Raw genomic sequence first — 12,811 nt, 5'->3', positions numbered from 1 at the left:
TGGTATAATGAAAACGACAATCAAAAAAGATTGGAGCGAAGAGAAGTGACAAAAAAAAGCAACAAAATTGCTGCTTTAGATACAGAGTATGCAAAGAAAAAATATGTCGAATTTCAAGAACAACAACGCCAGTTGATTTTTCGTAGACGTCGATTAGCAGTTATTTTTATAGGTGCTTTGGTCATTTTCGCAATTTTAGGTTTTCAAATTTTTCGTGATATGCAAAGAATGAATCAATTAAACGAATTGAAAGTTGAAGCAAATACGGAATTAAGCCAAGTCAATGCTGATGTGGATCAGCTAACACAGGATGTCTCATTATTGAAAGATGATGACTATGTGGCGAAACTTGCGAGAAGCAAATACTTTTATTCAAAAGAAGGCGAGCAGGTTTATCCAGTATTAGAATCAAATACGGATGACACAGACCAAACAACTAGTTCAACAACTGCAAAATAAGCAGTATTATAAATAGGTTAATAATTAGGAGGAACATTTTTTTTATGTCAATCGAGGTAGGAGCAAAACTGCAAGGGAAAGTATCAGGAATTACAAATTTTGGCGCGTTTATTGATTTAGGAGCTGGAAAAACTGGTCTAGTTCATATCAGTGAAGTCTCAAATGGCTATATCAAAGATATTCATGATGTTTTAAGTGTCAGTGATGAAGTAACTGTTAAAGTTATCTCAGTTAATGATGATGGTAAAATTGGATTATCAATCCGTCAAACACAACCAAAACCAGCGGAATCAACAGAATCAGATGATGATAAGCGTCCAAAAAAATACCAACAAAGAGATCCTCGCGATAATCGAGGTCGTTCAACACAGAAAAAACCTTTTTCTCGCAGTCAATCTTCTAATAACCATAAAGAAGACTTCGATTCATTAATGAGTTCATTTTTAAAGGATAGTGATGATCGATTGACTTCCTTGAAGCGCAATACAGAAGGTAAACGTGGCGGACGCGGCGGACGTCGCAGCTAACCAAAAACTTAAGAGCAGGCAATTGTCGCAGACTTTTGTCCGCTCTTTTTTTCATTGGAATCTTTGATGGTAGGTTGATCGAAGCCGAGAAGGAACAAGGAAGTGATTCGATGGAAGAAGAACAAGACGCAAGGAAGATCAGACAACGTTTTTTGACAAATTGTGAAATCAATGGTTATTTGAATGAAAAAACAAGAGCGCTACTGGCGGTTTCTGGGGGAGTAGATTCTATGGTTCTTCTGGATTTAATGATGGAAGCGCAAAAAAAATGGGGTTTCTTTTTGGCAGTGACCCATATCAATCATCAATTAAGAGAAGAATCTGTTCATGAAGTTGCGTATTTAAAGAAGTATTGTCAACAACATCAACTCCCGTTACAAGTGGAAGTTTGGGAAAAGCCAACAAAAAAGGGCATTGAAACAGCGGCTCGAGAGTTTCGTTATCAAGTGTTTGCGAAGCAGATGCAAAGCGGCAGCTATGACTGCCTAATGACGGCACATCATGGGGATGACCAAATGGAAACGGTTTTAATGAAGTTGTTGCGTGGGGGGCAACTTAGTACCTATGCTGGGATCAAAGAAGCCCAACCCTTCTCCAATGGTCGATTGATTCGTCCGTTACTAGGATTTAGTAAGGCGCAATTATATCAATATGCTTCAGAGCGAGAGCTGGTTTATTTTGAAGACCATACGAATCAAGAGTTGGATGTTCAACGTAATCGCCTTCGTCATTTGGTTCTGCCTCAACTAAAACAAGAAAATCCACAAGCAATGGTTCATTTTCAACGTTTTTCGCAGCAGATCCAATGGGCAGATCGATTGATTCAAACACACATGAAGAAAGTCTTGATGGAAAATGTCGTAGAAGAAAACGAACGGGTGCATTTTCCTTGGAAACTATTAGCGGAGATGCCAGAAGAAGAAAGCTATTATTTCTTATACGCATTCTTTGATCATTTTTTTGAAAAAACAGCGATCGTGATCAAAGAAAAACAAATCCAACTGATTTTACAACAGTGTCAACAGAAAAAAGGTCAATGGAAAATTACTCTTGAACGAGGGTGGGTTCTGCAACGTAGCTATGAAAAAATCTATCTTATCCAAGAGAAAGCTGATCCCTCAAAAACCATACAAGAACGAACAGAGGCGTATAAGTTGGAGTTGAATCAACGCATCAGGTTAGATGAAAGCTGCTGGATCGGCTTGTTTACACCTGAAGCAGCCGAAGAAGCTAGAAAAGCAGATGATTGGGACGAGTTTTCTCATGATCTTTGGCTATCTTCACATCAAGAACTGTTTGTAGGAAAGAGACAAGCAGGAGAGCGTATCCAGCTAAATAGCAAACTAAAAAAGAAAATATCCAGATATTTGATTGATAACAAAGTACCTGATTCACAAAGAAAAGAGGCATGGGTCGTGAGGGATCAAAATGAAAATATTTATAGTTTGGTCCCATTTACCTATTCCTATTTGAGTATTGGTGTAGAAACTGATAAAATACACTACATACTTCTTTACAAATATCACAAAGAAGCAATTGGAAGGAGAACCTGATGTTAGAAAAGGATATTGAAAAAGTTTTGATTACAAGAGAAGAAATACAAGTTCGTTGTGAAGAACTAGGCAAAGAATTGGCAGAAACTTATAAGCATAATAATCCACTCGTTGTTGGTGTTCTAAAAGGCGCTGTTCCATTCATGGCAGATATCATACGTTCGATTGATGCTCACTTGGAAATAGACTTTATGGATGTTTCAAGTTATGGAAATGCAACGGTTTCATCAGGAGAAGTCAAAATCGTCAAAGATTTAGATACCAATGTTGAAGGTCGTGACTTACTGATCGTTGAAGATATCATCGATAGTGGAAGAACACTCGCTTATTTGGTTGATCTATTTAAATACCGTAAAGCAAAATCAGTGAAAATTGTCACATTGCTTGATAAACCAGAAGGTAGAGTAGTTGATATTGAAGCAGACTATGTTGGATTCAATGTTCCTAATGAATTTGTAGTGGGTTACGGATTAGATTATGCAGAAGCTTACCGTAATTTACCATACATCGGTGTATTGAAGCCTAGCGTTTATCAATCAAATTAGTGCTGTATCTACTATAAATTGTGTTACAATAGAATGGTCAGGATTGATAAAAAAAATGCTAAATTAAAATAACGCATAGGGAGGGCAACTATGAACAAAAAAAACAATGGCATGATGAAAAATGCCTTGTATTATGTCCTCGTAATCTTAGCGATGGTTATGGTCGTATATTTTATCTTTGGTAATAACGGCCAACGATCGTCAGATATCGAGTACACAAAATTTACAGAACAATTACAAGCAGGTAAAATCAAAGAATTTGAAGTGCAACCTGCAAATGGTGTATATAAAATTTCTGGAGAGTATAAAGAACAGCAAACCGTCTCTAACAGTGGTGGACTTGCTATCTTAGGATCGACAGATACAAAAACGACACACTTTACAACGATTATTTTGCCAAACGATACCACACTTAGCCAAGTGACTGATTTAGCGAAAGAACATAACGTAGCTACAACAGTCAAAGAAGAATCAAGCAGTGGCGTATGGGTATCCTTATTGCTAAGCTTCTTACCAATTATCATCCTTGTGTTCTTCTTCTATATGATGATGGGGCAACAAGGTGGTGGCGGAGGCGGCGGTGGCCGTGTCATGAACTTTGGTAAATCAAAAGCCAAAGAAGCCGACAAAAAAGCGAACCGTGTACGCTTCTCAGATGTCGCTGGTGCAGAAGAAGAGAAACAAGAGTTGGTTGAAGTTGTTGAATTCTTAAGAGATCCGCGACGTTTTGTTGAGTTAGGCGCACGTATCCCAGCTGGTGTTCTTTTAGAAGGACCTCCAGGAACTGGTAAAACATTGTTAGCAAAAGCTGTAGCTGGAGAAGCGGGTGTACCGTTTTACTCTATTTCAGGTTCTGACTTTGTAGAAATGTTTGTGGGTGTTGGGGCAAGTCGTGTTCGTGACTTATTTGAAACAGCGAAGAAAAATGCTCCAGCAATCATCTTCATCGATGAAATTGATGCTGTTGGTCGTCAACGTGGCGCAGGCATGGGCGGTGGACATGATGAACGTGAACAAACACTGAACCAATTGCTAGTTGAAATGGACGGATTTGATGGGAATGAAGGTGTTATCGTCATTGCTGCAACAAACCGTTCAGATGTACTTGACCCTGCACTTTTACGTCCAGGACGTTTTGACCGTCAAATTTTAGTTGGTCGTCCAGATGTGAAAGGCCGTGAAGCAATCTTACGTGTTCACGCACGAAACAAACCGATGGCAGATGACGTTGATTTGAAAGTCGTGGCACAACAAACACCAGGTTTTGCTGGTGCAGATTTAGAAAATGTCTTAAACGAAGCAGCTTTAGTTGCGGCTCGTCGTAACAAGAAGAAAATCGATGCTTCAGATATTGATGAAGCAGAAGATCGCGTGATTGCAGGTCCAGCTAAGAAAGATCGCGTAATCAGCAAAAAAGAACGAGAAATGGTGGCTTACCACGAAGCAGGTCATACGATCGTTGGTTTAGTCTTGAGTCGGGCACGTGTGGTTCATAAAGTAACCATTATTCCACGTGGACGTGCAGGTGGTTATATGATCGCCTTACCAAAAGAAGATCAATTCTTGATGACAAAAGAAGATATGTTTGAACAAATCGTTGGTTTGCTTGGTGGTCGAACAGCAGAAGAAATCATCTTCAACGTTCAATCAACTGGGGCTTCTAATGACTTTGAACAAGCAACAGCTTTAGCACGAAGCATGGTAACTGAATATGGAATGAGTGATCGTTTAGGTCCAGTTCAATATGAAGGAAATCATCAAGTATTCGTTGGTCGTGACTATGGTCAAACGAAAGCTTACTCTGAACAAGTGGCCTTTGAAATTGACCAAGAAGTGCGTAAGATTTTGATGGAAGCTCATCAAAAAGCGCATGAGATCATCGAAGCACATCGAGCACAACATAAATTGATCGCTGAAAAACTATTAGAATTTGAAACACTCGATGCGAAAGCAATCAAATCTTTATTTGAAAAAGGTGTTATGCCTGAAGGTTCAGAATCTGCTAACTATCCTAGTGAAAAAGAAGCGCAAACTTTTGAAGAAGCAAAACGTGCTTTGGAAGAAAAAGACGCAGAAAAACAAGCGGAAGAAAAGCAAGATTTTGAGCACGATAAGAAAGAATTTGAAGAAGAGAAAAAAGAATTAAATGAAGAAGAACATCAAACTTCTTCAACAGATGATTCGGATGATCAACCGAAATAATCGCTAAAAAATGAGAGCTACGACAAAAGTCGTGGCTCTTTTTTAGTAGTTGTTTTATTTTTTATTATAGAATAGGCAAATAAAAGAAAAGATAACATTCATAAGTTGAAAATTATCAGCGTAACTAGTATGATTCACTATGAATTTAAAAATCGGAAAAGAGGTACATAAATAAATGGAAGATTATTTGATCAAGGCACTGGCCTATGATGGCTATGTACGTGCTTATGCAGTTCAAGCAACAAACACTGTTGCAGAAGCCCAAAAGCGACACGACACTTGGCATACATCATCGGCTGCATTAGGTCGTACGCTTGTTGGCGGACTTTTACTAGGTTCGACGCTAAAAGGCGAAGACAAGTTAACTGTGCGGATTCAAGGGAATGGTCCGGCTAATGGGATTGTGGTAGATGCGAATGGCAAAGGAGAAGTCAAAGGCTATATCCAAAACCCTCATTTGAGCCTACCTTTGAATGAAGCAGGAAAAATTGATGTGCGTGGTGCTGTGGGAACGCAAGGGATGTTCAGTGTTACTAAAGACCTCGGTTTGAAAGAACCATTTTCGGGACAAACACCTATTGTTTCTGGAGAAATTGCGGAAGACTTTACCTATTATCTTGCAATCTCAGAACAGATTCCTTCAGCAGTTGGATTGAGCGTATTAGTTAACACGGATGACAGTATCAAAACAGCTGGTGGATTTATGATCCAAATCATGCCTGGTGCAGATGAAGAAACTATCAGTAAAATCGAAGAACAATTAAAAACGACACCACGTATTTCTACTTTATTAGACGAAGGATTAACACCTGAAAAAATTCTTGAAGGTTTACTAGGAACTAGTGAGTTGAATATTTTAGAGAAAATGCCGGTACAATTCAAATGTGATTGCTCAAAAGAAAAATTTGGGGAAGCAATTATTGCTTTAGGGGCAGAAGAAATCCAAGCGATGATTGATGAAGATCACGGAGCAGAAGCCGTTTGTTCATTCTGCAACAACAAGTATGAATACAGTGAAGCAGAATTATCCGAGCTAAAAGCAGAAGCGCTGGGAGGAAAATAAGTGGAACATACATGGAAAATCGGACATGTTGAAATTCCCAATCGAGTAGTTGTCGCACCGATGGCTGGAATCACTAATTCAGCTTTTCGTGTGACCGTCAAAGAGTTCGGTGCTGGATTAGTCGTCTGTGAGATGATCAGTGACCAAGGAATCCATTTTAGAAACAAGAAAACATTAGAGATGCTGCATATCGAAGAAACAGAACATCCACTAAGCTTGCAAATTTTTGGTGGAAACAAAGATACTTTGGTCGAGGCTGCCCAATTCGTTCAAGAAAATACAGCGGCTGACATCATTGATATCAATATGGGTTGCCCAGTGAACAAAATCATCAAAGCAGAAGCAGGCGCTAAATGGTTATTGGATCCAGATAAAGTTTATGAGATGGTACAAGCTGTCTCTTCTGCTGTTGATGTACCAGTTACTGTGAAAATGAGAATCGGTTGGGATGAACAACATGTCTTTGCTGTGCAAAATGCTTTAGCGGCTGAAGCAGCTGGCGCCAGTGCAATCGCCATGCACGGACGTACGAGAGTGCAAATGTATGAAGGTAAAGCAAACTGGGAAGTATTGAAAGAAGTTAAAAGTCAGCTCAAGATCCCATTTATGGGCAATGGAGATGTCAAAACTCCGGAAGATGCTAAAAGAATGTTAGAATACGTAGGAGCGGATGGTGTGATGATTGGGCGTGCAGCGTTAGGCAATCCTTGGATGATCCATCGCACCCAGCATTACTTAGAAACCGGCGAGTTAATCCCTGAACCAACACCAAGAGAAAAAATCGAGACCGCTAAATTACATTTGAAACGTTTAGTCGATTTAAAAGGGGAGGTTGTTGCGTGCCGAGAATTTCGGACACATGCTTCCTATTATTTAAAAGGAATCTCTCGAGCAGCAAAAGTAAAAGTTGCAATCAATCAAGCAGAAAAACAAGTAGAAATCAATGAACTGCTTGACCGCTTTTTAGAGAAAACAGAAAAAGTATCTGTGAAATAATCTAGTGATTTTCTAAGTTTTTCGTGAATTTTCAAGTCGAACTTTAAGTTCGGCTTGCTTTTTTTGTGTTTCATTGGCATTATAGGAAAGAGAATAACATGAGAATGGAGGAACTTTTGTGACACAGGAACAACAACATCAAGTAGAAGATTTAAACGATCAAATGCTTGTTCGCCGTCAAAAAATGGAGCAATTAAGAGAAAATGGGATTGATCCTTTTGGTAAACGATTTGAACGTACGCACAATTCAGAAGAATTACATGAATTGTTTGATCCAAGAACAAAAGAAGAATTAGCAGAGATGGGGCTAACTGCAAGTGTAGCCGGTCGAATGATCACTCGTCGTGGTAAAGGAAAAGCTGGATTTGCTCACTTACAAGATCGTGAAGGCCAAATCCAAATTTATGTACGTAAAGATCAAGTAGGTGATGAAGCCTATGATGTATTCAAACATGCTGATTTAGGCGACTTCTTTGGCGTAACAGGTGAAATCATGAAGACTGATACTGGCGAAGTTTCAATCAAGGCATCAGAAATCACTATTTTATCAAAAGCTTTACGTCCGTTGCCAGATAAATACCATGGATTGACTAATATCGAACAACGTTATCGTCAACGTTATCTTGATTTGATCAGTAACCGTGAAAGTTTTGATCGCTTCATGAAACGTAGCCAAATTATTAGCGAAATCCGTCGTTACTTAGATGGTAACGGCTATATTGAAGTAGAAACACCAGTCTTACACAATGAAGCCGGTGGTGCTGCAGCTCGTCCATTTATTACACACCATAACGCACTAGATATTGATTTATACTTACGTATTGCGTTAGAACTTCATTTAAAACGCCTAATTGTGGGTGGAATGGAAAAAGTTTACGAAATCGGTCGCGTTTTCCGTAATGAAGGAATCGATACAACTCATAATCCAGAATTTACGATGTTAGAAGCTTACACCGCTTATACAGATTTCCAGGATGTCATGAACTTGACTGAAGGAATCATTCGTAATGCAGCCCAAAAAGTTCTTGGTACAGCAGAAATCACTTATGATGGCCAAGCAGTTGATTTGGAAAGTGACTTTAAACGTATCCATATGGTAGATGCGATCAAAGAGCAAACAGGTGTCGATTTCTGGAAAGAAATGACATTAGAAGAAGCATTAGCACTTGCTGAAGAGCATCACGTAGAAGTGACCGAAGCAATGGGCGTAGGACATGTCATCAATGAGTTCTTTGAAACTTTTGTGGAAGAAACATTGACACAACCAACTTTTGTTTACGGACATCCAGTAGAAGTATCTCCATTGGCGAAAAAGAATCCAGAAGATCCACGCTTTACCGATCGTTTTGAATTGTTTATCGTTGGTCGGGAATTTGCGAATGCCTTTACCGAATTAAATGATCCAATTGATCAAAGAGAACGTTTTGAAGCCCAAGAAAAAGAACGTGAGCTAGGAAACGATGAAGCACACGGTGTCGATGAAGACTTCTTGGAAGCTTTAGAATATGGTATGCCACCAACTGGCGGTCTAGGTATCGGAATTGATCGTTTAGTTATGTTATTGACGGATGCACAGTCGATCCGTGATGTTTTACTATTCCCAACGATGCGTTAGATATGGTGAATATGAATAAAAAAAGAAGCCAAGAACTGTTGGCTTCTTTTTTTATAATCTAGTAAAAGAGAGAAGTCAAAGGATCACTCTATTTTTAGTAGATAGCGTAAAACTTACACCACTTTTTGTCAGTTTCTTTTTTGAAATAATGAGGTACGGTAAAAAAATGCAAGGCGGGGATAATCGAGAAATTTATTATGTGGAGGCATAGATAAAGGAATTGCTTGCTTGTATTTGAGTGGATTGATTAAACGATCTTCTTATTTATAACGAATATTAAAGAATAAGGGATGAGTAATATCGCAGGAAAACTATTAAAATACGAATGATTATTTTTAAAATTACAGGAATGATCGTCCAATGAAAAAAACTTGAAAAAATACAAAAAATTCGTTGACCGTTAAAGGTTTAGTTGGTATATTATTATTTGTTCAAAAGTTATCACTAAATAACTTCTGACAAAAATAAAAAATAACTTCAAAAAGTTCTTGACGTGTGAGAGATCACATGATAAGATAACTGAGTCGTTAAAAAACAACAGCTTACGAAGCTTGATTCTATCGAAAAAAACTTTAAAAAAGTTGTTGACAAATAACAAACGATGAGTTATGATGAATGAGTTGCTGAAACACTTCTAAAAAACGAAGTCAAAAAAACTTTTAAAAAAGAGTTGACAAATAAACGTCACTCTGATATGATATAAAAGTTGCTACGGCAATCTCAACTGATTAGCTTTTAATCAAGTAGACCTTTGAAAACTGAACAAAGCAAAGACAAACCAAATGTGTAGGGCGTCTTGATTGATTCAAGACAACAAACATTTTTAACAAGCAAGCAATATGCTAGCAAACAATTGAGCTTAACAATCGTAAGATTGTTCGAACTTTTTATGAGAGTTTGATCCTGGCTCAGGACGAACGCTGGCGGCGTGCCTAATACATGCAAGTCGAACGCTTCTTTTTCCACCGGAGCTTGCTCCACCGGAAAAAGAGGAGTGGCGAACGGGTGAGTAACACGTGGGTAACCTGCCCATCAGAAGGGGATAACACTTGGAAACAGGTGCTAATACCGTATAACAATCGAAACCGCATGGTTTTGATTTGAAAGGCGCTTTCGGGTGTCGCTGATGGATGGACCCGCGGTGCATTAGCTAGTTGGTGAGGTAACGGCTCACCAAGGCGACGATGCATAGCCGACCTGAGAGGGTGATCGGCCACATTGGGACTGAGACACGGCCCAAACTCCTACGGGAGGCAGCAGTAGGGAATCTTCGGCAATGGACGAAAGTCTGACCGAGCAACGCCGCGTGAGTGAAGAAGGTTTTCGGATCGTAAAACTCTGTTGTTAGAGAAGAACAAGGATGAGAGTAACTGTTCATCCCTTGACGGTATCTAACCAGAAAGCCACGGCTAACTACGTGCCAGCAGCCGCGGTAATACGTAGGTGGCAAGCGTTGTCCGGATTTATTGGGCGTAAAGCGAGCGCAGGCGGTTTCTTAAGTCTGATGTGAAAGCCCCCGGCTCAACCGGGGAGGGTCATTGGAAACTGGGAAACTTGAGTGCAGAAGAGGAGAGTGGAATTCCATGTGTAGCGGTGAAATGCGTAGATATATGGAGGAACACCAGTGGCGAAGGCGGCTCTCTGGTCTGTAACTGACGCTGAGGCTCGAAAGCGTGGGGAGCAAACAGGATTAGATACCCTGGTAGTCCACGCCGTAAACGATGAGTGCTAAGTGTTGGAGGGTTTCCGCCCTTCAGTGCTGCAGCTAACGCATTAAGCACTCCGCCTGGGGAGTACGACCGCAAGGTTGAAACTCAAAGGAATTGACGGGGGCCCGCACAAGCGGTGGAGCATGTGGTTTAATTCGAAGCAACGCGAAGAACCTTACCAGGTCTTGACATCCTTTGACCACTCTAGAGATAGAGCTTCCCCTTCGGGGGCAAAGTGACAGGTGGTGCATGGTTGTCGTCAGCTCGTGTCGTGAGATGTTGGGTTAAGTCCCGCAACGAGCGCAACCCTTATTGTTAGTTGCCATCATTTAGTTGGGCACTCTAGCAAGACTGCCGGTGACAAACCGGAGGAAGGTGGGGATGACGTCAAATCATCATGCCCCTTATGACCTGGGCTACACACGTGCTACAATGGGAAGTACAACGAGTCGCAAAGTCGCGAGGCTAAGCTAATCTCTTAAAGCTTCTCTCAGTTCGGATTGTAGGCTGCAACTCGCCTACATGAAGCCGGAATCGCTAGTAATCGCGGATCAGCACGCCGCGGTGAATACGTTCCCGGGCCTTGTACACACCGCCCGTCACACCACGAGAGTTTGTAACACCCGAAGTCGGTGAGGTAACCTTTTGGAGCCAGCCGCCTAAGGTGGGATAGATGATTGGGGTGAAGTCGTAACAAGGTAGCCGTATCGGAAGGTGCGGCTGGATCACCTCCTTTCTAAGGAATATTACGGAGACTACACTGTTTGTTTTATACTTTGTTCAGTTTTGAGAGGTCTACTCTCAAAAATAAATCGGGGCCTTAGCTCAGCTGGGAGAGCGCCTGCTTTGCACGCAGGAGGTCAGCGGTTCGATCCCGCTAGGCTCCATTAACAACATTAGTTGTTAAAATATTTTGTTCATTGAAAACTGGATATTTGAAGTAAATTAGTAATACAAACCGAGAACACCGCGTTGAATGAGTTTTTTAATAAGTTCAATTGCTTATTTTCTTGATCGGACTTCTATCGCTAGAAGAAAGATCAAAACCCAACCGCAAGGTTGATAAGGTTAAGTGAATAAGGGCGCACGGTGGATGCCTTGGCACTAGGAGCCGATGAAGGACGGGACTAACACCGATATGCTTTGGGGAGCTGTACGTAAGCTATGATCCAGAGATTTCCGAATGGGGGAACCCAGCATCTTTTATAGGATGTTACGTTTGCGTGAATACATAGCGCATTCGAGGTAGACGCAGAGAACTGAAACATCTAAGTACCTGCAGGAAGAGAAAGAAAATTCGATTCCCTGAGTAGCGGCGAGCGAAACGGGAAAAGCCCAAACCAATGAGCTTGCTCATTGGGGTTGTAGGACTCCAATATGGTAGTTCTTTCAGATAGTCGAATGACTTGGAAAAGTCAGTCAAAGAGGGTAAAAACCCCGTAGATGAAATTTGGAAGGCACCTAGGAGGATCCTGAGTACGGCGGAACACGAGGAATTCCGTCGGAATCCGGGAGGACCATCTCCCAAGGCTAAATACTCCCTAGTGACCGATAGTGAACCAGTACCGTGAGGGAAAGGTGAAAAGCACCCCGGAAGGGGAGTGAAATAGAACCTGAAACCGTGTGCCTACAACAAGTCAAAGCCCGTTAATGGGTGATGGCGTGCCTTTTGTAGAATGAACCGGCGAGTTACGATTGCATGCGAGGTTAAGTTGAAGAGACGGAGCCGCAGCGAAAGCGAGTCTGAATAGGGCGTTTGAGTATGTAGTCGTAGACCCGAAACCATGTGATCTACCCATGTCCAGGTTGAAGGTGCGGTAAAACGCACTGGAGGACCGAACCCACGTACGTTGAAAAGTGCGGGGATGAGGTGTGGGTAGCGGAGAAATTCCAAACGAACTTGGAGATAGCTGGTTCTCTCCGAAATAGCTTTAGGGCTAGCCTCGGAATTGAGAATGATGGAGGTAGAGCACTGTTTGGACTAGGGGCCCATCTCGGGTTACCGAATTCAGATAAACTCCGAATGCCATTCATTCATATCCGGGAGTCAGACTGTGAGTGATAAGATCCATAGTCGAAAGGGAAACAGCCCAGACCACCAGCTAAGGTCCCAAAATATATGTTAAGTGGAAAAGGATGTGG

At 41.1% G+C, this 12,811-nt stretch carries 8 protein-coding genes, 1 tRNA gene and 2 rRNA genes (1 of these 11 running past the window's edge); all 11 read left to right on the top strand.

The features are described from left to right. The first annotated feature begins 45 nt into the window (after window positions 1-45). Window positions 46-459 carry an FtsB family cell division protein gene (locus tag IGL28_RS12445; RefSeq protein ID WP_010737290.1) on the top strand — a complete coding sequence of 138 codons (414 nt, stop codon included), beginning with the start codon at window positions 46-48 and terminating at the stop codon, window positions 457-459. A gap of 44 nt (window positions 460-503) precedes the next feature. Further along, complete coding sequence (locus IGL28_RS12440) at window positions 504-986, top strand: S1 domain-containing RNA-binding protein (protein ID WP_010720579.1); 483 nt, start codon at window positions 504-506, stop codon at window positions 984-986. A 110-nt stretch (window positions 987-1,096) separates the two neighbouring features. Further along, window positions 1,097-2,539 (top strand): tRNA lysidine(34) synthetase TilS, encoded by a 1,443-nt coding sequence (gene tilS / locus IGL28_RS12435; RefSeq protein WP_034700014.1) that lies wholly within the window; start codon window positions 1,097-1,099, stop codon window positions 2,537-2,539. Next, the gene (gene hpt / locus IGL28_RS12430) at window positions 2,539-3,084 is read left to right on the top strand and encodes a hypoxanthine phosphoribosyltransferase (RefSeq protein ID WP_010737292.1); all 546 of its coding nucleotides are present in this window, start codon (window positions 2,539-2,541) and stop codon (window positions 3,082-3,084) included. The genes tilS and hpt overlap by 1 nt, the downstream gene beginning before the upstream one ends. 90 nt (window positions 3,085-3,174) lie before the next feature. Next, complete coding sequence (ftsH, locus tag IGL28_RS12425; protein WP_010720576.1) at window positions 3,175-5,286, top strand: ATP-dependent zinc metalloprotease FtsH; 2,112 nt, start codon at window positions 3,175-3,177, stop codon at window positions 5,284-5,286. A gap of 175 nt (window positions 5,287-5,461) precedes the next feature. Further along, complete coding sequence (gene hslO / locus IGL28_RS12420; RefSeq protein ID WP_010720575.1) at window positions 5,462-6,349, top strand: Hsp33 family molecular chaperone HslO; 888 nt, start codon at window positions 5,462-5,464, stop codon at window positions 6,347-6,349. Further along, complete coding sequence (gene dusB / locus IGL28_RS12415) at window positions 6,350-7,345, top strand: tRNA dihydrouridine synthase DusB (protein WP_034700012.1); 996 nt, start codon at window positions 6,350-6,352, stop codon at window positions 7,343-7,345. A 118-nt stretch (window positions 7,346-7,463) separates the two neighbouring features. After that, on the top strand, window positions 7,464-8,960 hold the full coding sequence (gene lysS / locus IGL28_RS12410) for a lysine--tRNA ligase (RefSeq protein ID WP_010720573.1): 1,497 nt from the start codon (window positions 7,464-7,466) through the stop codon (window positions 8,958-8,960). An 885-nt stretch (window positions 8,961-9,845) separates the two neighbouring features. Beyond that, window positions 9,846-11,405, top strand: a 16S ribosomal RNA gene (locus IGL28_RS12405). A 78-nt stretch (window positions 11,406-11,483) separates the two neighbouring features. Further along, a tRNA-Ala gene (locus IGL28_RS12400) sits at window positions 11,484-11,556 on the top strand. A 179-nt stretch (window positions 11,557-11,735) separates the two neighbouring features. Then, window positions 11,736-12,811: ribosomal RNA gene (locus IGL28_RS12395) — 23S ribosomal RNA — on the top strand (it continues 1,838 nt past the right edge of the window). Together the 16S and 23S rRNA genes with 1 tRNA gene alongside form the textbook arrangement of a ribosomal RNA operon.

The sequence above is a fragment of the Enterococcus sp. AZ077 genome, assembly GCF_051714965.1.
GTDB lineage: Bacteria > Bacillota > Bacilli > Lactobacillales > Enterococcaceae > Enterococcus_B > Enterococcus_B hirae.
Note: the sequence above shows the minus strand (reverse complement) of the source record. Positions and strands in the feature narration are given on the sequence as shown.